The organism is Bradyrhizobium sp. 44 (assembly GCF_023073095.1).
Classification (GTDB): Bacteria; Pseudomonadota; Alphaproteobacteria; order Rhizobiales; family Xanthobacteraceae; genus Bradyrhizobium.
Window position 1 is genome coordinate 158,902 of the sequence record NZ_JADPIY010000010.1, and the last position, 22,952, is coordinate 181,853.

The 22,952-nt window shown below is 60.3% G+C and carries 17 protein-coding genes; 11 read left to right on the top strand and 6 right to left on the bottom strand.

The window, feature by feature from the left end; all coding sequences use genetic code 11:
* Positions 1-53 precede the first annotated feature (53 nt).
* Complete coding sequence (locus IVB41_RS10100) at positions 54-323, bottom strand: hypothetical protein (protein WP_247430481.1); 270 nt, start codon at positions 321-323, stop codon at positions 54-56.
* A gap of 693 nt (positions 324-1,016) precedes the next feature.
* Here IVB41_RS10100 and IVB41_RS10105 point away from each other — a divergent pair.
* Genes IVB41_RS10105 through IVB41_RS10120 form a run of 4 tightly spaced genes read left to right on the top strand, consistent with a single transcriptional unit; the run spans position 1,017 to position 4,745 of the window.
* Entirely contained in the window at positions 1,017-1,931 is a 915-nt protein-coding gene (locus IVB41_RS10105) for an ABC transporter permease (RefSeq protein WP_027567928.1), read from the top strand.
* Positions 1,928-2,815 (top strand): ABC transporter permease, encoded by an 888-nt coding sequence (locus tag IVB41_RS10110; protein ID WP_081747856.1) that lies wholly within the window; start codon positions 1,928-1,930, stop codon positions 2,813-2,815. The genes IVB41_RS10105 and IVB41_RS10110 overlap by 4 nt, the downstream gene beginning before the upstream one ends.
* Complete coding sequence (locus IVB41_RS10115) at positions 2,815-3,792, top strand: ABC transporter ATP-binding protein (protein WP_247430484.1); 978 nt, start codon at positions 2,815-2,817, stop codon at positions 3,790-3,792. The genes IVB41_RS10110 and IVB41_RS10115 overlap by 1 nt, the downstream gene beginning before the upstream one ends.
* Positions 3,789-4,745: an ABC transporter ATP-binding protein gene (locus IVB41_RS10120; RefSeq protein ID WP_027567929.1), complete on the top strand. Its 957-nt coding sequence runs from the start codon at positions 3,789-3,791 to the stop codon at positions 4,743-4,745. Before IVB41_RS10115 ends, IVB41_RS10120 begins: the two co-directional genes overlap by 4 nt.
* A gap of 30 nt (positions 4,746-4,775) precedes the next feature.
* Here the strand turns inward: IVB41_RS10120 and IVB41_RS10125 are convergent, their stop codons facing one another.
* Positions 4,776-6,356, bottom strand: coding sequence for an ABC transporter substrate-binding protein (locus IVB41_RS10125; RefSeq protein WP_247430664.1), 1,581 nt, complete (start codon positions 6,354-6,356; stop codon positions 4,776-4,778).
* 206 nt (positions 6,357-6,562) lie between these two features.
* Between IVB41_RS10125 and IVB41_RS10130 the strand changes: the two genes are divergently transcribed.
* From IVB41_RS10130 to IVB41_RS10140, 3 genes are read left to right on the top strand one after another with little or no spacing between them, the layout of a single operon-like run.
* The gene (locus tag IVB41_RS10130; protein WP_027567931.1) at positions 6,563-6,973 is read left to right on the top strand and encodes a hypothetical protein; all 411 of its coding nucleotides are present in this window, start codon (positions 6,563-6,565) and stop codon (positions 6,971-6,973) included.
* Positions 6,974-7,023: 50 nt separating this feature from the next.
* Positions 7,024-8,277, top strand: coding sequence for a YcaO-like family protein (locus tag IVB41_RS10135; RefSeq protein ID WP_027567932.1), 1,254 nt, complete (start codon positions 7,024-7,026; stop codon positions 8,275-8,277).
* Entirely contained in the window at positions 8,274-9,035 is a 762-nt protein-coding gene (locus IVB41_RS10140) for a TfuA-like protein (RefSeq protein ID WP_247430487.1), read from the top strand. Before IVB41_RS10135 ends, IVB41_RS10140 begins: the two co-directional genes overlap by 4 nt.
* Before the next feature lie 24 nt (positions 9,036-9,059).
* Here the strand turns inward: IVB41_RS10140 and IVB41_RS10145 are convergent, their stop codons facing one another.
* On the bottom strand, positions 9,060-9,935 hold the full coding sequence (locus tag IVB41_RS10145; protein ID WP_247430490.1) for a hypothetical protein: 876 nt from the start codon (positions 9,933-9,935) through the stop codon (positions 9,060-9,062).
* Positions 9,936-10,523: 588 nt separating this feature from the next.
* Here IVB41_RS10145 and IVB41_RS10150 point away from each other — a divergent pair.
* A complete protein-coding gene (locus tag IVB41_RS10150) occupies positions 10,524-13,874 on the top strand; it encodes an adenylate/guanylate cyclase domain-containing protein (RefSeq protein ID WP_081747860.1) in 3,351 nt (1,116 codons plus the stop codon).
* 270 nt (positions 13,875-14,144) lie between these two features.
* Here IVB41_RS10150 and IVB41_RS10155 read toward each other — a convergent pair whose 3' ends face one another.
* Complete coding sequence (locus IVB41_RS10155) at positions 14,145-14,666, bottom strand: hypothetical protein (protein ID WP_027567934.1); 522 nt, start codon at positions 14,664-14,666, stop codon at positions 14,145-14,147.
* Positions 14,667-15,786: 1,120 nt separating this feature from the next.
* Between IVB41_RS10155 and IVB41_RS10160 the strand changes: the two genes are divergently transcribed.
* The 3 genes from IVB41_RS10160 (at position 15,787) to IVB41_RS10170 (ending at position 19,127) form a co-directional block, all read left to right on the top strand.
* On the top strand, positions 15,787-16,623 hold the full coding sequence (locus IVB41_RS10160) for a sulfite exporter TauE/SafE family protein (RefSeq protein WP_247430493.1): 837 nt from the start codon (positions 15,787-15,789) through the stop codon (positions 16,621-16,623).
* A gap of 207 nt (positions 16,624-16,830) precedes the next feature.
* Positions 16,831-17,985, top strand: coding sequence for a hypothetical protein (locus IVB41_RS10165; RefSeq protein WP_247430496.1), 1,155 nt, complete (start codon positions 16,831-16,833; stop codon positions 17,983-17,985).
* Between the two features lie 161 nt (positions 17,986-18,146).
* Complete coding sequence (locus IVB41_RS10170; protein WP_247430500.1) at positions 18,147-19,127, top strand: c-type cytochrome; 981 nt, start codon at positions 18,147-18,149, stop codon at positions 19,125-19,127.
* 321 nt (positions 19,128-19,448) lie between these two features.
* Here the strand turns inward: IVB41_RS10170 and IVB41_RS10175 are convergent, their stop codons facing one another.
* Together IVB41_RS10175 and IVB41_RS10180 are read right to left on the bottom strand one after the other, a co-directional pair.
* On the bottom strand, positions 19,449-21,821 hold the full coding sequence (locus IVB41_RS10175) for a xanthine dehydrogenase family protein molybdopterin-binding subunit (RefSeq protein ID WP_346770810.1): 2,373 nt from the start codon (positions 21,819-21,821) through the stop codon (positions 19,449-19,451).
* On the bottom strand, positions 21,710-22,948 hold the full coding sequence (locus IVB41_RS10180; RefSeq protein WP_256464227.1) for a M20 family metallo-hydrolase: 1,239 nt from the start codon (positions 22,946-22,948) through the stop codon (positions 21,710-21,712). The genes IVB41_RS10175 and IVB41_RS10180 overlap by 112 nt, the downstream gene beginning before the upstream one ends.
* Between the last annotated feature and the right edge of the window lie 4 nt (positions 22,949-22,952).

Genomic DNA, 22,952 nt, shown 5'->3' on the forward strand with positions numbered 1-22,952 from the left:
CACTAACTTGCCGCGGTTTGGCAGCACGATCGACTCGTCGAAAGCGGACCACGTCATGCCTTCGCCAGCAAATCCTTGCCCGGCGTCAGCAGCCGCACATAGGTGCCGCTTTCGTGCAGATCGAACCAGCCGCGCTCGACTGCAGACTTGATGCCGGCGCCGAACTCCGCGCCGCTTCCCTTGAGCGTGTAGAGGAAGGGGTAGTTGATCTTCTCGATAAGGATTCTGCCGTCCTGTACTGCCCCAATGCCCGAAGCCAGCTGAACGAGCTGGCAGGCTGCAGCCTCTGGATTGGCAAAAGGGCGTTCCGTGACGTGCTTCATCGCTGGAATCAAAACCTCAAGCGCCTATGCTTGGCCTGACTTGCCCGCTACTGTCATGCCCCTTCGGGACGATATGCACAGATCCTGCCGCGCCGCATCTTGAGCAGACCAGGCGCAAACCGACGCGCGACCACGGCTGATCCTGGGGGAGTGCGTCGAGTCGCACGCCGACCCTGCTATGTCAGGGACCATTCAAGCACTGGATGCTGTAGATCACGTGCCCGTCAGCCAACGATTCCGCGGGGCTGCCGGGCGGATAATGACGGACTATTTCGCGTATCGGCGAGTGCGCACGCCGCCATCAAAGCGGCATCGTAAGTGCTGGTGCAGCCGCGCGACTGAAATGTGCTCACCGGGCGAAGCTGAGTGGATATTGGGTACAGCAACCAGATACTTCACCTCGACCCCGCCGAAGCCAAGCGCCACGCTGCGGGGACGTACGACGAGCGGCTCTCAGCAAAGTCATGCAGTTAGTGCTTGCGGAAGAATGTCTCCCGGGACGTATGAACGTCGACTTCGATCGCACGATGAAAGTCGAATCTCCGAGCGAACGGGCGCTGCGGCAGAGCTCCAGCCAGTTCGTACCTCAACGCAGTCTCTGCTCTGCCGCGGCTGCCGGTTGGCTCAAAAGGACTGGAGGTCTGCCTACACCTCAAACTTGCCCTTGTGCATCTGGTGTTCTACTTGTCGACCATGCTGTCGTTCATCTTCCGCAGATTGTGGTTGTCCGCGCTGGTTTGCCTGACCGTACTGGTCATCAGCTTCATGCTGACGCATCTCTCCGGCGATCTCGCGGCCTCGATCGCAGGTCCAAACGCCACCGCTGCGGATATTGCGATCATCACGAAAAATTACGGACTCGACCGGCCGCTCGTGGTGCAGTTTTTCGATTGGGCCGGCCATGTCGCCGAAGGCGATCTCGGCCGCTCTTACCTATTCCACGTCCCAGTCTCGGGGCTGATACGCGAGCGGCTTCCGGTGACCCTGGCTCTTGGCTTGACCGGCCTGATCATCGCCATGCTCATAGCCCTGCCACTCGGCATTATCGCTGCGATGCGCGAGGGGTCGGCGGTCGACCGGGGTATCATGCTAATTGCGCTCCTAGGGCAGGCAGTGCCGGGCTTCTGGCTCGGTCTGCTCCTCATCGTCCTGTTCGGTTTGAATCTGCAGTGGCTGCCAATATCGGGTATCGACACTTGGAAGGGCTACATCATGCCGGGATTCGTGCTGGCCTTCTCGGCCATCCCAGCGCTGATGCGTCTAACTCGATCGGGTATGATCGAGGCACTCTGCGCGGATTACATTCGCACCGCGCGTGCCAAGGGTCTGAGCAGGCCGACGATCGTTCTCAAGCATGCTTTGCGCAACGCCGCCATGCCCGTTGTTTCGATTACGGCCGTGCAACTCGGCTTCATGCTTGGAGGCTCCGTTGTGACGGAATCCGTCTTTGCGGTCCCAGGCGTTGGCTATCTTGCTTGGGAATCAATCACCAAGAACGACTTTCCCGTGGTTCAGGCCGTGGTGCTGTTCCTGGCCGTCATCTACATCGCGCTGGCACTGCTGGCGGACATGATGAACGCGCTGCTCGACCCAAGGCTACGAATATGAAAACGGCTGACGACACGCAGCCCCTGTGGAGGCGCCGCCGACTGCCTGCATTCGGCCGGCTCGCGACGCTGCTCGGTGCCTCGATCGTGATCACTGCATTCGTGGTGGCGATATTCGCGCCCTATTTGACCCCATACGATCCGTTCGCACAAGATTTGAACTTGCGTCTCGTTCCTCCGGTGTGGATGGAGGGCAGCCATGCTGCGCATCTGCTGGGCACCGACCAGATTGGACGCGATTACCTGTCGCGCCTAATCTACGGCACGCGCATCTCCCTTCTGATCGGCGTGCTGACCGTGATCACGTCGGGCCTCATTGGCGTCACGATTGGTATCGTCGGTGGGTTCTATGGCGGTCGGGTCGATGCCCTCGTGATGTTCCTGATCACCTGCCGCCTTTCGATCCCCCTGATCCTGGTGGCGCTCACCGTGGTGGCTTTGGTCGGCAGCTCCCTGACTGTGGTGATCCTCACACTCGGGTTGCTGCTGTGGGAACGGTTCGCGGTCGTGGCGCGCACCACGACGATGCAGGTGCGAAATCTCGACTACATCGCCGCCGCTCAGGCGGCCGGCGCCTCGCGCGCGCATGTTCTCGTCCGGGAGGTGCTACCCAATATCGCCAGCCATCTGGTGGTGGTGGCAACGCTGGAGATGGCCCTCGCGATCCTGCTCGAAGCAGCGTTGTCGTTCCTCGGACTCGGTGTTCCGCAACCTCTGCCGAGTTGGGGACTAATGATTGCTGAGGCGAAGGAGTACATGTTCTTCAGTCCGTGGGTGATTGTAACACCGGGCGTTGCGCTTTTCATACTGGTGCTCGGGATCAATCTACTGGGTGACGGGCTGCGCGACATGCTGCGCACCGACTTACGGCATAGGGGCTGGTGATGGCGCCCGTACTCAGCATCGCCAATCTGCGGGTGTCGTTCCCCCGAATGGAAGCAGTTCGTGGCGTCTCACTCACGCTCCGCCGGGGCGAAACGCATTGCCTGGTTGGCGAATCTGGCTGCGGCAAGTCCATTTCGGCGCTGTCGGTGATGAACCTGTTGCCGCGGAGCGCCGTCCGCAGCGCCGACCACATCCGCTTTCACGAGCATGATCTGCTGGCTATGTCGGAGCGACAGATGGCTTGGCTGCGCGGGGACAAGATCGCGATGATCTTCCAAGAGCCGATGACAAGCCTGAACCCGGCCTACACGATCGGTTCGCAAATGGCAGAGGTGTTGGAACGCCATCGACGGGCCTCCCGGCGGCAGGCTCTGGACAGAGCAGCCGAGTTGCTGGCCCGCGTCGGGATCACCGCGCCGGGCATGCGCCTCGCCCAATATCCGCACCAGCTCTCCGGTGGTCTGCGCCAACGCACGATGATCGCTACGGCGCTGATGTGCGATCCGGAAGTTCTGATCGCCGACGAGCCTACTACGGCTCTGGATGTGACAGTCCAATCACAAGTCCTGCGCCTCCTCAGGAAGCTGCAGCAGGAAATGGGCTTAGCCCTGCTGCTGATCACACATGATTTCGGCATCGTGGCACGAATGGCGGAGCATGTCTCCGTAATGTATGCAGGCGAAGTGGTCGAGAGCGGGCCAGTGGAACAGATCATCAAAGCGCCAACGCATCCCTACACGCGGGGTCTGCTGAATTGCATTCCGGTGCCCGGCATGACCAAGCCAGGGGAGCCCTTGGGCAGCATTCCGGGGGGCGTCCCTCACATCGGGCGCGGTTTCCTTGGTTGCGGCTTCCGGGAGCGCTGCCCGATGGCCGCGCGCGAATGCGCTGAGCCCGTGCACTTGCATGATGCAGGCGAGAACCACTTCTATCGCTGCCGGCTGCCGCCTGACTGGAAGATGGACGCTTCACCATGACGCACGCCATCGAGGTGCGGAATGTGTACCGCGAGTTCCAGCAACGTAGCGCTGCTGGGCGCGTGCGTAGCGCGGTGCACGCCGTGGATGGAGTGACTTTCTCTCTGGCCGCAGGGAATGTCCTCGGCATCGTAGGTGAATCCGGCTGCGGCAAGTCAACGCTCGCCCGACTGATTTTGGGGCTGTTGCCGCCTAGCTCGGGCGAGGCTCTGGTGGATGGCCGCAGCCTTGCGCACATGGACCGACGCGAACGCGCCCGCTTGATCCAGCCGGTTTTTCAGGACCCATTTGCATCGCTCAACCCGCGCCAGCGCGTGCGGGATATCGTCGGCCTGCCACTGGCATCGCAAGGCGACCTCACGAAGCCGCAGCAAACCGATAGGATTATGGAGATGTTGGCGCGGGTTGGAATCTCCACCGAGATGGCCGACAGACTCCCTGGCCAACTCTCCGGTGGCCAGCGGCAGCGCGTTGCTATCGCCCGTGCGCTGGTGCTGCATCCGCGCATCGTGGTTTGCGATGAGCCGACCAGCGCGCTGGACGTGTCAGTGCAGGCGCAAATCCTAAACCTGCTCTCGGACTTGCGGCGCGAGCTCGGGCTGACCTATCTGTTTATCAGTCATAATTTGGCGGTGGTCGAACATATTGCGACCGAAGTGGCAGTGATGTACCTCGGGCGGTTTGTCGAGCACGCGCCGACGCAGGATTTGTTCCGGCGACCTATGCACCCATATACGCAAGCCCTGCTTGCTTCTGTACTGACTCCGGAGCCGGCGCTAGGCATCCTCGACGTGGGTCTTGGCGACGCCTACCCTGATCCCACCGACATCCCTTTGGGCTGCCGCTTCCACCCCCGCTGCCCGAAGGCGCTTTCGGAATGCCGCACCGTTGTCCCGGACAACATCCGCAAGGATGGTCGTCTCATCGAATGTCTTTTGGCGGCTAGCAGCTAGTCGATCGCAATCGAGAGACGCTCTGTAGGCTTACTTCCAGCTTGAGAGATAGAAGCGTGGTAGATCGTCCGGGAAACCCTGGAAGGTCAACTGCTTTGAAAAAGCGACGTAGCGGACGGCGCTGAACAGCGGTACGAACTCAGCCCGTTCCGTAGCGAGCCGGATAGCCTGACTATAGGCTTGACGGCGCACGTCGGGATCCAGAGTGTTTCCTGCCGCTTTGACGAGCTCCAGCACATCGGGGTCGCGCGCGTAGTCGTCCAAGCCTCCGCCAAGGAAGTAAGGTATGAATGCGGAGACGTCATTGATGGAGTTGCTGCCCCAACTGCCACAATACAGCGGCGCCTCGCCGGCCTCCGCCTTTCTAATCACGGCGCCGATCTGTAGTTGCTGGATGCGCAGGTTGATGCCGACAGCTTTGAGGTAGTTCTGCAGAGCGGCGTTTATCTGCGGCGTATTGTAGGAAATGATCTCGGTTTCGAAGCCATTGGGGTAGCCGGCTTCAGCAAGAAGCTGCTTCGCCTTTTCCGGATCATAAGGATATTTGACGGCTGCCGATACGTCGCAACCAAACTGGCTAGGATAACATGGTGTATCGATCACCTGCGAGTCGCCCTGGATCAGTTGTTTGGCCATGGTCTGGCGGTCGATTGCGGTGAGTATCGCCTGTCGCACTTTCAGCTTGGTCAGCGGATTGTCTGCACCCGTTCGGCCAGCCGCGTCGATAGTCATGAAATGGACCCGCATGGTGCCGAACCGCATCGCCTCAAGATTGGGCACTTTCGCGAGGTTGGCGAATTGATCGGCATTATAGCCCCAGATCCAATCGGCCTTGCCACCTAGCAGCTCCGTCATCTCGGTCGTGGCGTCAGGCACCTGGTGAATTTTGATGTAGCGGATCGCGGGTCGTCCTTTAGGGCTGCCAGCGTAGTGACCCTCATATCGCTCCATCTCGATCTGGGTGGTGCCGTCCACTCTGGTGATCTTATAAGGGCCAGTGCCGATGGGGGCGCGAGAGAAGCCATCGGGACCGAGCTTCTCGCGATAGGCCTTTGGCCAGATCGGCGTCACCATCGCGAGGTATTCCATCACGGCCGGCGACACGCCGGTCAGCTTGATGCGTACTCGAAAGTGATCGAGCTTCTCGGCCGCAGCGAACGATGAGTAGTAGGCGGGAATCGCCACCCGTTTGTCGCGAATGATTGTGTTAAACGTGTACACCACATCATCGGCAGAAAATGGATCTCCGTTCTGGAACGTGACGCCTTGGCGCAAAGAGAAGTCGATGGTGGTCAGATCCACCTGCTGCCAAGAAATCGCCAGCGCCGGCTTGATCTCCATGCTTATCGGATCGCGATACACGAGGCAGTCGAATGCCTGGAATGCGACGACCATGCCGGTGCGCTGGGAATTGTAGTAGGGATCGACGTCAGGAATCGCGTCGCGCCAAGTGATGCGCAGCGTGTCAGCCGACTTTTGTGCAAACGATGGGGTCACCGTCGCGAGTGCAAAGCAAGCCACGAATATCGCGTTGCGAAGCCAAAGACCTAATCTCATTTTCTTGCCTCCCAATTCCGAAAAGCAGTTCTGAAGGAAAGACCAGCGCGGCATCAGAAGCAACCCAGGATCCTTTGGCTGGGTGCAGATTGCGGCGCTGAGCGATCCAGGCGGCCGAAGTTCGAAGTGGGGTATTATCCTTTCGGCGAGCGCCGATTTAGTGACCCTCTGCATATCGACGGTCCGCACAGACGCTTGACACCGTGATGCCGTGCTGTGTTTTATTGAACATTCATGTCCTGCCTGTGTGAGGAGGTCACATGTCGCGCGCAAAGCTAAGAAAGTTCTGGTCTCACTTACCCGGCTGGGGAGCGCTCCTGCTGGGCTTTGGAGCGCTTGCTGGCGACGCCCGGGCAGACAGGCCGCAGCTTGGCCCGCCCGGCTCTGCTCCCAGGCCTTCGAGCCAATCGGCCTCACAGCCCGGCGAAGTTCGGGTCGTGATCCAGGGGGAAAAATTATACATCTCACAGGATGGCCGGCCGTTTGAGCAATTGGAGTTGAGCGATACGCCCGAGGCGGCGTATTTAAAGATGCTTTTGCGGGATGAGGGCGCTGACCGGCGCTCCGTGTCCATCCCGGTCGACGCGATGATCGTCGCGAGCGGGGGTGGGGGCGCCAAAGGCGAGAAGCCCAGGGACTCGCGAGCAGCGAACAAGGGAACCGGCAAATGATGCAGTTGTTGCCGCTTCACGCTTCTCTTCACTAGAGATCGTCATTGCCCGTGCACCGGCCGGACGTTGCCAGCCTTGCCAACAGTCTCCATGGCCCGGTTCTCAAGTCTTTCATACGTGGCACCCATCGGACAGTCGCGCCAGAAGCAACCTTGGCGCGTGCCAAGGCGATGGCGCGGCAGATCGGGGTGACTCGTCTCGGCAATGTGACGGGATTGGATCGAATCGGAATTCCGGTCACGGTCGCCGTTCGTCCGAACTCGCGCTCAGTGTCGGTATCGCAGGGCAAGGGTCTTGTACTCGCTCAGGCATTCGCCTCTGCCATGATGGAAGCCATCGAGCTGTTTCATGGCGAAGAACTTACGGAACGCACGCGGCTCTCGACTTTTCAGCGGCTCTCAACTGAGAATCGCGTAACGTCTCCCCTCTCGCTTGCTGGAACCGGCATTGCGCTTTCTGATCGAACCGAGATCGCCTGGATCGAGGGATATGATTTGCTTTGCCGTGAGCCCTGTTGGGTGCCTTGGGAGGTCGTGCATACCGACTACACACTCCCGAGCTCCCACAGCGGCGAGCACTTTCTGTCCGGCACCAATGGATTGGCGTCCGGCAACCATCTTTCCGAAGCGATCAGCGCGGCCATTTGCGAGTTGGTCGAACGAGACGCCGTTGCCCTGTGGCATGCGCAGGACATGCGCGTCCGCTCCAACTGCCGCGTCGACATCGCCTCAATCACTGACGAGGACTGCCGCAGCCTGCTCGACCTGTACGAACAAGCGCGAATGGCGCCGCGGCTTTGGGATGTCACATCCGACATTGGCATTGCCACATTCATTTGCGACATTCCGGCAACGATCGGCGATCCCTCGGGTGGATTGAGACGATTTCGCGGAACGGGCTGCCATCCCAATCGCGCCATCGCGTTGGCTCGGGCCATGACCGAGGCCGCGCAAACCCGGCTGACGTATATCGCCGGAATCAGGGACGATCTCCTAGACTACACCGAATCGGCCAAGGACAAGCTTGGCGCAGCCCTGCTCGATGCTGCCTCGCAGGCGGCGGAGGCCCGATCTTTTGCTGACACCCCCGACTTCTACTCCGACGATGTGGCGGCCGATCTGCGATGGGAACTGACGCGATTACGTGCAATTGGCATTGAACGGGCGATCGTCGTCGATCTCACGCGTCCGGATCTTGGAATCCCCGTCGTCAGGTTGGTAATCCCTGGCCTCGAGTGGGATTGCACCCACCCCCGCTATGTTCCAGGTGTTCGGGCGCGTCGCGTCCGCGGCGGCAGTGCATGAGTGCCATCATCTTCGCGGGTCCGTCACTGCCGCCAGGTGAGCGCCCCACCATCCCTGGAATCGAATGGCGGCCACCAGTGCTGCGCGGCGATCTGTATCTGAGCGCTCTGCGGCGACCAGAGCTGATCGGCGTGGTAGATGGCTATTTCGAAACGGTGCCGACCGTCTGGCACAAGGAGATTCTCTGGGCGATGTCGCAGGGAATCCACGTTTACGGCGCCGGTAGCATCGGTGCGCTGCGGGCCGCCGAACTGGCCGAGTTCGGGATGATTGGAGTCGGAGACGTGTATCGACAATTTCGCACGGGGGAATTAACCGATGACGAAGAAATCGCGGTTCTTCACGGGCCCGCGGAGGTCGAATACCTTATGCTCACTGAGGCCATGGTGAACGTTCGCGCCACAGTGAACAGTGCGCTGAGGTCGGGGATCGTGCAACTGGACGTCGCATCCGCGCTGATTGGGATCGCCAAGGCACTGTTCTACAAGGACAGGACGTACGACGTCATCCTGAAGACCGCGGCTGGCCGCGGCCTCGCGCCCTGTGCGCTCGATCGCTTCGCGGCTTGGCTTCCATGCGGTCAAGTCGATCAGAAGCGCATGGACGCGCAAGCGATGCTTCGCGCTATGATCGGTCATCTCGACGGCGGCGTGGTTCCGCTCAAGGTGTCCTACCAGCTTGCCAAGACGTTCGCTTGGGAAGAAGCCCGCCGTCTGATCGAGCGTACAAGCGGTCGCACTCAGGACTCCACCTCCTGAGTTGGTTGGGGCCCCCGTATCCGGTCAAGGCTGGGCCGTCAGGAATCCGAGATCGCGCAAGCACTGCACCTTCTTGGCGAGAATGTCGGATTTGAGCCAGCTTTGCACATCGATGGATTTACCGTCCAAACGAAGGACCGGCCCCCTTGGACTTGCATCCACCAACACCTTGTACCTGTACATCTCCGCGAGGTCTTCCTCAGGGGCAACTTTCGCCTGTAAGCTTACGAACTCATTGTTCCGATAGACATTTCTGATCGCATCGCTTGCAACGCCGAAGTTGCGTGTCCGAACGGCGGCTCTGACGCCCTCGACGTTGAATGCACTGTCCGGATTTTTTTGTACGTTGTTGTTCTGGAAGCCAAAGTCGGCCCATCGTCGCATATTCTTGTGGAATATGTCCGCATTCCACGAAGTCCCCAGGAACGCATCCTCGAAGCACGCGCTCCGGGGAGGACCGCTGACCCTTCGTCGCGGATGAGCAGCGTCTTCACCATCCGCATTGGCATCGGCTAGCAAAACGTGCCCCATTTCGTGCGCAACCTCCGACAGGATGGTTAGAACCGGATCGGCAACCACACCTTGCAACCGCGTCACAGGCGCTCTGCGGCCCCCGCCAGCATCCCGAATTCCAAGAAGCTGGTTGACGGTTTCGTTCTCAAGCTCCGCAATCGATTTTTTGCTTCTCAACTCGCGAGAGGCGATCGCGAGGTAGACGCCAGTCCCCGGCGGCCGATCCGGCCCCTCCCAAAAGCCCCACCCAACGGGGCCCCACCATTTGGATTGAGTTACAAACAACTGCGTCAGCCGACACAGCTTTGCCTGCAGTAATCCGGGGCCCGGCTGTATATCTTCGCCAGGACTTCCTTTTCGCGTTTCCTGAGCGGCTTTTTCATGCAAACCGGGGGGCTGTACTCGTTCCCAAAGCCTTGATCGCCGGGATAATACGTCGTGTAGCAGGCTCTCGCTGCGAACTTGGTCCCATCGGAATCGATCTCGCATGTGCCCCGGAAATGACTGACCGGCGGTTGGGTTGGGTCATTCTGGTAGGACACCTCTGCGGCCTGCACCGTACAACCAGCCGCGATCAGGAGAATAAACGGAAACAACGCGCTCGACTTCATCGCTTACGCCTCCAATCCCCAAGTAGACCCGCCGAAATGGCCGGTCCGCCTTCGAATTTGTTCGAGCGACTGTCATGACCACGGTGGCCAAATCGCGTTGCTCGGGACACCCATTCAACAGGCACCACTGCTGGAAATACAAGTGCAATTTCCACGGACACCCGGCGCTCGTCCTCGCAACCGTGGCGTCGGCAGCCGGGTCGATCCGGCCCTGATTGTCTATGTCATGATTTTATGATGACAATAATGCCTCGAATTCATCTGCCAACTTGGACGTCGGATCGTCGGCGCGCCCATCCGGCAGCCGGATGGGCGTCGAATGAGGACCGTGCTACCATGATCGATCCAACCGGTAAGGTGCGGTATGGAGTGCCCTAGCTGTCGCGCAGACGTCTCAGAACTTGCCAAGTTCTGCAGCCAGTGTGGATCGGCGTTGATGCTCAGTTGCGGCTCTTGCGGCAACAGTGAAGCGCTGGGCTCGAACTTTTGTGGAAAGTGCGGTGCAACACTCGTTGGCGACGTATTTCGAAGTCCAGAACTTGCGCCGATCCACCCCCGCGCGGCCCCTGCGGAGCGCAGCCACATCACAGTGATGTTCTGCGACCTTGTCGGCTCAACGGCTCTGTCCGTGAATCTCGATGTTGAAGATTTTGGCGAAGTCATCAGCACTTACCACAAGCGCGTTGCAGAAATTGTACCCGGGTTCGGCGGCTTCGTGTCCCGCAGAGTTGGCGATGGTGTTCTGATCTATTTTGGTTACCCGAACGCTCATGAAGACGATCCTGAGCAGGCCGTGCGGGCAAGCTTGGCCTTGATCGAAGGCATTGGGCGTCTCGGCCGCCCCGAGCCGCTTCAGATCAGGGTTGGCATTGCCACCGGCTTGGTGGTTGTGGGTGACCTGATCGGATCAGGAAATGAGACAGAGGTTTTGGGCGAGGTGCCCAATCTGGCGGCCCGCTTGCTTGCATTGGCCGAACCCAACACGGGCGTGATAGCGGACAGCACCAGGAAGCAGATTGGATCGGTGTTCGCGCTCGAGGACTTAGGGTTCAAGAACCTAAAAGGGTTCACCGAGCCTCAGCGCGCTTGGCGTGTGCTAGGCGAAAACCGCTTCAAAAGCCGTTTCGAGGCGCTGCGCTCCGCCGAAACTCCACTCGTCGGCCGCCAAGAGGAAACGGAGCTATTGCTGCGACGTTGGGCGCAGACCAGAGCTGGCGAAGGACGCGTGATCCTATTCTCAGGAGAGGCTGGCATCGGCAAGTCACGCCTGACGGTCGCAATTAGGGATCTGATTGGTGCGGAACAATACACCGAGCTGCATTATTTCTGCTCACCTCATCATCAAGACAGCGCTCTATTCCCCATCATCAATATGCTCGAGCGTGCGGCTGGATTTGGACGGGAAGACACGCCCGCGATCAGATTGGACAAACTAGAAGCATTAATGGCTGAAACCTCCGCGCCCGAGCAGGACGTCGCGCTTGTCGCTGATCTCCTCTTGCTGCCTACCGCACGCTATGAGGCAGTCGAGCCGAATCCGCGACGCAGAAGGGAAGAAACTTTCGAAGTGCTGAACCGGCAGCTCACCGCGTTAGCACGAAAAAAGCCAGTGTTGATGATCTTTGAAGACCTGCATTGGATTGATCCGACCACACGCGATCTGCTCGACATCTTCATCCGTCGAATCGAGCGCATGCCGGTCTTGCTGATTGCAACCTTTCGCCCAGACTTCGCGCCACTATGGGCAGACCAGCCGCACGTTACCGTGCTGACGCTCAACCGTCTGAACCGATTTGACAGCGAGGCTCTGGTTCGACTGCTCGCCTTGAAGACGAAATCGTTGCCGAACGACCTGATCGGCGAAATCGTCGAACGCGGTGACGGCGTGCCGCTGTTCCTGGAGGAAGTGACCAAGACGGTTGTGGATGCGAGTCCACCTCGACGGGGATCGTCGACGACGCGGCCGTCACTTTCCGTGCCATCTACGCTACACGCTTCACTAATGGCCAGGCTTGATCGGATCGGACCCGCGGCCAAGGAGATCGCGCAGATCGGCGCGACGATCGGCCGGGAGTTTTCCTACGAGCTCGCTGCCAAGGTAGCTGAGCGCTCCGAGGTGGAGATCACGGAGACGCTCGGCCGGTTGGTCGAGGCTGGCCTCATCTTTCAGCGAGGCGAGCTGCCGCAGTCGAGCTTTATGTTCAAGCACGGCCTGTTGCAGGACGCAGCTTACAGCACTCTGCTTCGGGACCGGCGCCGGAGCCTACACGCACGAATTGCGCAGGCGATCGAGGAGATGTTTCCCGAGATCGTCGAGAAGCAGCCCGAGGTGGTCGCGCGCCACCGAACCGAAGCAGGTTTGGGTCAGGAGGCGGCGGTTTATTGGCAGCGCGCCGGTGAGCTGGCTTTGCGCCGTTCAGCCGGCAGCGAGGCACTGAAGCATTTTTCCAACGCTTTGCGGCTTCTGGAGGAGATGCCTGACTCGGCGGAGCGCTGGCAGCAAGAGCTCGACATCCGGCTCGGGCTCGGCACTGCACTGGTCAGTGCACGGGGTTTTCGTTCTGCGGGGCACGAAATCGTTGATCATTACGCCCGAGCGGTCACGCTTGGTCGGGGACTGGGCGACGACAAAAAGCTTTTCCGGGCGATGTGGGGAAATTGGTACACAAGTCTGATTACAGGGCACACTGAGCAAGCGCTTGGGATGGCTAACGAGCTCGTCGAGGTGGCCGAGCGGCTCGTTGATCGGGATCTGATGCTGGAGGCATATCACTCGCGTTGGGCAAACTCCCACGTGTTGGGCCTCAATGCAATCACGCTCGCCGACACCGAGCGGGGCATTGCGCTCTACGATCCCGAGCGTCATCACGCGCACGCTTACGACTATGGCGGTCACGATACCGGCGTTTGCGCCTACGCGCACAGCGCTATCACCCTCTGGGTCACCGGCTTTGCGAACCAGGCGATACAAATGTCCGCTGCCGCGCTCGAACTCGGCAATCGGCTAGGCCATCCTCCTAGCCTAGCTCATGCGGCTTGGTGGTCTGCAGCACTTCGCCAAATGCTTCGCGCCGCAGAGCCCTGCCGCGAATACGCCGAACTGACAATACGCATTGGCCGCGAGCAAGGAAGCAACATCTTCGTTGTGTGCCCCCTACTGCTTGGCTGGACGACGTTTCAATCTGGCCAGATAACGGAAGGCCTAGAGCGCATGGAGGATGCCGTCGAAGCCACGCGGCAGTCGGTCCGACGCTTTTACTACGATTATGAACTCCTGGTGTTCGCGGAGGCCCTTCTCAAGGCTGGCGAGGTGGATCGTGCCGAGCAAGTTGTTCAGGAGGCCATCGAGGTCATCACGACAAGTCGCAACCGCCTCTTTGAGGCGGAGGCGCATCGTCTGCTGGGTGCGTGTCTCGCAACTCGCGGCGGCGAAGCGGTACCGGAGGCCGCGCGGCGGCTGTTGCAGGCGATAGAAACAGCCGATCGACAAGGCGCGCTCGCATTCAAGCTCCGCGCCGCCACTAATTATGCCCGTCTGTGGCAGACACGGGAACGCCGCCGCGAAGGACGCGAGCTTCTCCGGCAAACCTATTGTCAGTTCACGGAGGGTCTCGACACCCCGGATCTCAGGGAGGCCAAGGCGCTCTTGGACGAGATGGACGTCAACGGCGCTGCGCCCGCAGGAAGTATGTCGCGCGTCCGGCGCGGAGCTTAGGCCCAAGCCGGGCAGCGCATGCGTGCACCTGTCATAATTTGGCAGGGAACATTGATACTGGTGTGGAGCATTGTCCCTCTACGCATATCTATGCGGGGCTCAAGGTCCACCGGCTTAGCGCGGCACTACAATTCTCGTGGCGCTGCGGATCCACTCAGCCTGCTGGCGGCGCCTTCCCCGCCGCTCCTCTATCTCGTATAGCATCCATACAAGACACACGCCCAGGCAGAGCTCCGAGGAAGCCCACGACCTGCTCTTCTGCTTGCATGGTTAGTGCTGCGCGAGCGAGAGTGCGTGGAGACGTGCGTAATCGCCGAGCTGGACAGTCGCAGTCTCATCCTGGACGCACATGTGCCCCATGCCACGGAGCAGATCTAATCCCTCCGGTCGAGCGAGCTCCACGTTCATGACAAGGTTGCGGCAACCGCGCCTTCCCGCTTCAAAGGCCGCGAGCTGGAGGACGTGGCCATAGATCGTGATCGCGTCGATTGTGTCCCGACCAGCGAGTGCTAGCTCCATGCAATCGCCGTGTGGGTGGAGCTCAGCGACAGCGACCAGGCCATCCGGCGCCAGGCAGCCGATCACGACAACTTCCCTACGGGGTAGCTCACGGCAGTAGCGGGCTATCGATCCGTCCGACACCGCGCCTCCGAACCGCGCACGCCTCTCATCAAAGGGAAAGCCGAGATAAAAGAGACGAAGCAGTCCCTCAATCTCGTCGGCGGACAACGACCGAAACGAAAGGGAGCCTGCAGCCGGCGTAAGAAACTGAACGGCATTTGAAGTCTTCATCGCTTGTGCCCAATGGTTAAATGAAGGTTGCCAAATCGAGTAGCATTCCTTCCGAAGTGGAGCGCGGTGTGAGAGCGGAAATTGTCTCTGCAGTCGAAGCTCTTTGATATGAGGGTCCGACCGCGCACGTTGTGGTCTCCTTCACAAGATCTGATCACAATCCTGTTGGGACTTTTTTGCGCACTCACGTCCTGTCGGCTCCAGTTAGGAAGACCTGCCTTAGACCACGACCAGAGCTGCATGTAGCAGGTGATGAGAACCTTCGTGCGGACCTTCCGGATTGCTGAGCTCTATTTTCCGGATTATGCGGGGCCCTCCGTGGTTGAATGGCCTCGAGGTGCAATGATCGCGGAAAGCGCTTAGCAGGCGATCAGGCAGACTTCGCTTGCGGCAAGAGGTTGCGAGCAGAGCCAAGCTATACTTCCGGCAGGCGCTCCTGTGGAGCCTGTCCTTTCGGCTCAGGCTGCACCGCAATTTGGGTCGCTGAGAGTGTCGGGCCGGAAGGAAAGTCGGAATGATACGTCGCGATCCAGTGGGGAGGTCGTTCGCACCCAACGCAAATCTAGTAGTTCGCAACAAAACTCACGGGACGAACGCCCTTGTGATGATGGCCGTCGGGTGGGGGCCTTCCGGCAACGGTCGCGATTCCTTTTGCCAACCCTATCACCGTCATCAGGAGCCTTAACAGAGAAGGGCGATTCATGACGGGCCTTTGGAGACGAAGAGATCATTGCAAATTGCGCACCCAATTGGCTTGTGATGCGCCTCTCTACGTCATCGTTATAGACACATCGGTTCAAAAGCGACGCGTATTCGCCAGGCTGCATCCGAATCGATATGCTACTAAGCAGACTGTCCGCCTAATTCGTCGGCAACTCGCCTCCGCCGTGAGCAAGAATCATTTTTCTCCCGGGGCTTGGGTCGGTGAAACGCGCAGGTTCCGCATTTCGTCACCCGCGCGGGTGACGTCCTGTTGTTGTACTTCAGCTATGTTGAAGAAATCGGCGCGGAGCGAATTGAATCGATCGACGTGAATTACTTCACACGTATATCGCGGCAGGAATCCTAAATTGGCGTCGACTGACATGCGCCGCGCGGCTGCATTGCAGGGAGACATTACATGCAGCCCGTTGACGAGAGGACAGCTATCGGTTTTGGCGGCAGGGGGGCGGTCGCCATTATTCCAGCGGCCTGTCTGTTTCTCTTCGCCACGAACATTGCCAATTCCCATGCCGGCGGTGCCTCGCTGATTGCCCCGTCGATCGTGTTGCTGTCGGCCTTGCTCTCGAGCATTGCAGGATTTGCATTCTCGCCCATTGCAGGCGGATTTCTATTCCATGCGATGAAAGAACCTTTGTCGGTGATTCAGATCTTGCTGGTCGCCTCGATCTCACAGCAGCTCTACTGCGTGTGGCGCCTGCGCGAGAGCGTCCACCTTCAGGAGTGTTTTCCATACCTGATCGGAAGCGTCACTACGTTGCCGGTTGGCCTGTTTCTACTCTTAAGGACGCCGGCGTCCGCGTTTCTTCCGCTGCTAGGACTGCTGTTGATCTTCTACGGGGCCTTTTCTGCACTGAAGCCCTCATTGCCAGCAGGCAGCAACCCGCTTTGGGGGCGCGTCACTGTTGGCGCTCTTGGGGGGATCACCGGCGGGATCGCTGCATTTCCGGCGGCCTTCGTCACAATGTGGTGCCACATTCAGGGGTTCGACAAGCACCGGGCGCGGTCCATCATCCAGCCGTTCATTCTGGTCAACCAGATATTGTCGCTCGCGGCCTTGTTTGTCTTGAAGCCGGCGCACCTCATGCCACTCGACACTCTCCAATATGCAGCACCGGCCGTGCTGGGCGCTTACCTCGGATTGATGATCTTCAATCGTGTCGATACCTCGACGTTCAATCGTCTTGTCGGTCTGTTTCTTATCCTTGCGGGGTTCAGTTTCATTAAGTCGTTCTAACGCTGATGGAGCATCAACATGCAGAAGCCAATCTATGGATTGAGTGCCGCGGAGCGTCGAGTCGTACGCAAGTGGCGGCTGGCAGTGTTCGGTTTCTATGGATCGCTACTGGCAATTATCGCGCTGTCGGCCGCCGTGTCAGATCGAGGGGTCGTGGTTGCGCGTGTCGACCCTCCCCCGCAGCTGCAACAGAAGTAGGCTGACCCAATGGCAGCTATGGAGGAGATCCTGGACCTGATTTACGATTCGGCCGGAGATCATCAATTGTGGCCGGTCGCACTGTCAGCGATCGCCGACCTCGCCCGAAGTGAAGGCGGAATACTGTTCGGTCAATCAGTCACAGCCGAACAGGTCTATTTTGATTTCAACGGCCGATTGAACCAGGAATGCAACCGCGCCTATCAGGAGCGCCACATGCAGAATCCCTGGTCTGTGGCGATGGAAGGCAAGCCGCTTGGACAGCTTGTGTTGTCCGACGAGGTGTTTGAGCTGGGCAAGCTGCGCAATTCAGGGTTCTACGATGATGTACTCCGTCCGCAGGGCATTGGGCACAATGCCATGATTGCGCTCGCGGCGAGAGACGATTTCCGAGTTGCGTTCAACATTTGTCGAAGCGAGCGCCAGGGCGAGTTTGAAGCGATCGAGCGGAAGATCTTTGAGGCCCTTGCGCCCCATCTGCGCCGATCGGTCACTCTCGGCTTTCGCCTGACTGCCTATCGCGCACTACGGGACGCAGCGTTCGAGCTTGTCGAGCAAATGGCGGACGGCGTTGTCCTCGTGGGGTATGGCGGTGACGTCGTATACGCTAACGAGATGGCCTGTTCTTTGGAGGCTCAAGGGACATTAAAGTTCAAGCCAATTTCTACCTGGTCCGCTCCGCATTCCAGGCGCCTGGCCAGTCTGGTTAGGTCGGCCTTGGCCGGCAAGGCAGGCGGCACTATGAGCGTTCCGTCTCATGACAGGTCGCGCCTGGTCAGTATAGTGGTGGCTGGCCTCAGAAGTCGTGAGTCAGGCGTGCTCCGAGAAGCGCACATTCGTGGTGCGGCATGCGCCCTCTTCATCATTGATCCTCTTCAGAGGAGAACGATCGGCACGCAACATCTCATCGATGCCTACGGTCTCACCAGAGCCGAGGCGCGCGTCGCTGCATCGATGTCTTCTGGCGGCCTGCCTTCGACGTCAGCATCAGCATCAGCATCTGCCCTTGGCCTATCGGCCAACACCGTCAAAACTCATCTGAGGAGGGTATTCGCCAAGACAGGCACGAGAGGCCAGGCTGAGCTCGCCGCTCTGCTCACCGCCCTTGGCGTCGTGAAGGCGCAAGATGCTCGCGGAGAAAATGTTGATGACCGAAGACACTGAAATGGATAATCAAAGAGGCAACTCGGAAGCGACCCGGCGCCCGTATGCTTCGTAGCTGCTGGTTTGCTCACCGTGACTTGCTGCTCGGTTGTGCCAAGTCTTTATCGCGTCTCTCATTTTGCTTTTGTTGGTGATTTAGTCGGGTTGCAGAGGGGCTTTTGATGAGATCGCTTGCGGTATGTTTGTTGGCAGCTGTGATGCTCGCGGGACCTGATGCGCTGGCACAGAATGCCAGTATTGGATCTCCACCTGATGGGCTTCCGGCCTGGGCGTTCTTGTGGGACCCGACCGTCAAGGTGCCCCACGCTGACGACAAGCCCAATCAACTCGCCGGCAGCAACGCCGCGTTCAGCTGGAAGCAGGCGCGCGATCTTTTCTTTGCGCCTGATTGGCATCCGGACGACCACCCGGCCATGCCGGAAATCGTTGCCAACGGACGAAAGCCGGATGTCCGCGCTTGCGGATCGTGCCATCGCGTCGAGGGCACCGGCGGTCCTGAAAATGCGAGTCTCGCGGGCTTGCCGGCGAGCTATCTCGTTCAGCAGCTAGCCGACTTCAAAAACGGCGCGCGAAAGATGTCGGGGCCGGAGAGGCCCTCCACACAATTGATGATGGCGTCAGTCAAAGCCATGACCGACGCCGAGGCGCGCGCTGCGGCAGGGTATTTCTCTGCGCAGAAGCCCAAGCACATCGTCAAGGTCGTCGAAAGCGAGAGCATTCCAAAGACAGGGCCGTCCCGCTTGTTCTACGTCAAAAGCCCGGAGGGCGGCTCCGAAACCCTGGGGCCGCGCATCGTCGAGATGCCGGACGACGTCGATCAGTTCGAGCTCCGAGACTCCCGGGCGACCTTCACAGCCTATGTGCCGGTTGGAAGCCTGGCGAGGGGGGAAACACTCGCGAAGACGGGCGGATCGGGAATAACCGTTGCCTGCGGTAGCTGTCACGGTCCGGAGTTGAAAGGCGTCGGTGAGATTCCGCCTATTGCCGGGCGCTCGCCGACCTACATCGTGCGCCAGCTTCATGAGTTCCAAAGCGGCGGGCGCGTGGCAAGCGCAAGCTCCCTGATGAAACAGGCTGTCGAAAAGCTGTCGCAGAACGACATGATCGCACTCGCTGCCTACGTGGCGTCGCTATCCCCTTAGTCAAGCCGTTTGCGCGGAATGACGTCCGCTTCTGACCTTTAACTGACCTTCCGCCGGGGTGCAGTGCGAACTGCTATTTAAGGCAAAGCAGACATCCAGATCGCAGACTGATAAGGTTTCATACGAAAGCTTATCAGTCCGGGCTGGCGTGGAAGGGGCGTACTGGGGCGCCGTCAGGCGCTTGGCAGAAGGGCCAGAAGCGAACAACGTGCGGGCGCGTCCGTGGTACGCTATCCTACGATAGATCGGCGTCTGGTCCTTGTCAGAAAAGCACAGCGGCATCAGCGGCGTGCATACGCCGAAAGTGAGACCTGAAGCTTTTCACGCTAGCGTCTGCGATGGTCGCGAATGGCTCGCCAAAGCTTTTTCGCTGGTGAATGGTGCATCGAGATGCAGGATTCCGAGCGGCGCGAGCGCATCGATGATGGCATTGGCGACTGCGGCAGGTGATCCGGTCGCGGCGGCCTCGCCGACGCCCTTGACGCCGAGCGGATTGTCAGGCGCCCGCGAGGGCTGGATGTCCGTTGCGATGAATGGCAGGTCAGTGGCCCGCGGCAAGGCATAATCGCTGAGCGAGCCGGAGAGGAGTTGACCGTCGTCCTCGTCATAGACGATCTGCTCCATCAGGACCTGGCCTACGCCTTGGGCCATGCCACCATGAAGCTGGCCGATGAAGATCATAGGATTGATCACAACTCCCGAATCTTGCGCGATGGCATAGCTGAGGAGGCGAGCCGTCCCGGTCTCCTCCTCGATCTCGATCTCGCAAGCATGGCACGAGGCGGTGACATTATGGCCCGTCCCGGCGAACGCCGCACCTACCGCGAAGTCCGGCGCGTGGGCAAAAATATCGTCCCAGCGGACATAGCGATCCGTGCCGGCCACAAGAAATCGACCCTCGGCAAATTCGATGTCGTTAGGCGAGACCTCGAGGAGTTCGCCGGCGATCTCGCAGGCATTCTCGATAGCTGCGGCCGCTGCCAAATGCACGGATGAACCGGCGAGGGTAGTGGACCAGGACGCGGCCGTTCCGACGCCTTCGCTCATGCGTGCCGTATCGGACTGCACGAAGCCGAGACGCTCCATTGGCAGTCCCAGACGCTCCGCGGTCATCTGGAGAAACGTCGTTTCGTGTCCATGACCGGCCGAGCCCGTCCCGACGACTAGCTCCAGTCGCTCGCCGCTCCACTCAAGGCGTGCGGGGATCGGCTCGTTGGAGCCGTGGAGATCCTCCGCGAACAGCGCGACACCGAACCCGCGCAACCACCCTGAGCTAGCGCTCGTTCGCCGCCGTGCGCGGAAGTGATCGTAATCCAGCCGCGCCAGCGCCGCTTCGAGCAGGCCATGGAAGTCGTGACCGTCGAAAGTGGTACCAAGCGGCGATGTCAATGGCTGCTGCTTGCTGCTTAGGCAATTTGCACGCCGCCATGCGATCGGATCCTTGCCGCAGGTTCTTGCGACGACGTCGACAAGACGCTCGCAAGCATAGACATTCTCGGGGCGGCCAGCGCCGCGATACGAGCAGGTCGGCGCAGTGCTGGTGAAGACACCATCGACACGCACGTGAGCTTGAGAAACAGGGTAGACGCCCGTCAGGTGCGTCAGGCCGTTCTGCACCGGCACCATCGATCGCGACGATGCGTAGGCGCCGACATTCATTCGTCGAGTCGCCTCAATTGCCAGGATGCGGCCTTCATCGTCGAGGGCAGCGGCAAGATGAAAGTGATTGTCGCGCGCGTGACACCCGGAGCTGATCGCCTCGCTGCGCTCGGGTATCCATTTCACAGGACGGGAGAGGCGGCGTGCAGCCTCAAGGCACAGGACGTATTCGGGGTAGACACCGTTTTTCTGGCCGAAGCCGCCGCCAGTGTCAGGCGCGACCACGCGCATGCGTTCGCGGGGCACACGGAAGATCCGGTCCGCCAATGAGCGCTGCAGGATTTGAACGCGTTGTGTCGAGACGTGCAGCGTGAAGGTGTTATCCTGAAAATGGCCGAGGCAGCCGCGCGGCTCCAGCGGTAGCGCGTCGACCCGGTGCACAGGAATGTCGAGCTCCACAATGCGGCGGGCAGCCGCCATAAGCGCCTTCACCGCTGTGGCATCGCCTTCCTCGTACGAAAAGTCCGGGGCGCCGGCCGATAGGTTCGGCAAGGGCTCGCATGCGTCCATGTCGATGATGAGCGCCTCGGCTGCGTCTTTTGCGGCCCCCATGCTCTCGGCAACAATGAAAGCGAGCGGGTCGCCGACGTAGCGTACCTCCTCGATGGCAAGAACCGGTTGCGGGCGAGCCTGCCACGTCTCGAAAGTCGCGCCCGGCGGCGGCAGGTCAACCGGAACATGTGCCAGGCCAGCGGCCTCGAGATCCCTCCCGGTGAGAACAAGATGCACACCGAACATTGTCCGCGCCGCAGAGGCATCGACTGACAGACCGCGACCGTGTGCGCGGAGAGAGCGGACGACCAGGCCATGCAGCATCCCTTTGGGCCACAGATCGTCAGTATAGCAGCCCCTCCCAGTCACGAAGCGAAGGTCCTCCCGGCGCCGCACAGAGGTACCGATCAATGACCCGGTCGGCGGGCTGGTCATGCTTCGCTCGCGAGCGTCCACACGGTATCGGCAAGGACGCGCGTGCCCGCAGTGAGGTCGTCTGGCTCGCTCCATTCGGCCGGGTTGTGGCTGATGCCGTCGCGGCATGGCACAAAGATCATGCCTGTCGGGCAGACATAATGCAGCTGTCGCGCGTCGTGACCGGCTGCCGAATGAATATCCTGATGCGGAATCCCGAGCACCTGCGCGCAGTGCGCGATGGTCGCACGGACCCCGGGATCGAAGGTCAGCGACGGCGAGTGCTGGATTTGTTTCAGCTCGACGGTACAGGGGCCGCGCTCACGCTCGACGATCTTGCGAATCTCTGTATCGAGCCGGTCGACCACTGCATTGTCGGGATGGCGCAGGTCGATTGAAAACAAAACGTCCGCCGGTACTACCGAGGGGGCATTGGGCTTGATTTCGAACAGGCCGACAGTGAGCTTGGTGTCGGCAGGGCTCGATGCGGCCGTATCGATCGCGGCGATCATGCGCACTGCAGCCATTAACGCGTCCTTGCGCTCGGCGCGGTCGGCGGTGCCTGCGTGCGCCGGCTCGCCGTGGACGCGCACGCGGTAGCGCCGGGTGCCTTGGATGCCGGTGACGACGCCGACCGGAATGCCGGCGCGTTCGAGGAGGGGGCCCTGTTCGATATGGGCCTCGACGAAAGCTGCGATCTCAAATCGGAACGGCCTGTGCGGGATATCGACATCGGCACCAAGAACGTCGGCGAGTGCGTCGCCGAGCCGGACCCCCGCGGCGTCCGCGTCGCTTTCGATGATGGTGAGCTGACGCGTGCCGGTAAAGAGATCCGAGCCGGTCATGCCGGGCGAGAAACGAGAGCCTTCCTCGTTGGTCCAAGCCACCACCTCGATGGAGCGTCGGGGCTGCAAGCCGGCGTCACGAATGGCTTGCACTGTCTCCAGCGCGGCGATCACGCCGTAGGCGCCGTCGAACTTGCCACCGGTCGGCTGGCTATCGATGTGGGAGCCCGTGAGGATCGGCGGCAGTGACGGCTCCGCGCCGTCGAGACGCAGAAAGAGATTGGCGGCGGCGTCAGTGTAGGGACGAAGGCCGAGTTCTCGTCCCCAGCGCACCAGCTCGGCGCGAGCGAGAATTTCAGCGGCTGTGAGTGCCTGGCGATCGACGCCGCCATCCTCGCGCGCACCAAAGCGGGCGAGATCCATCAGCCGTGCCAACAGCCGCGCGCCATCTACGCGATCGGACGGGCGCATCGCC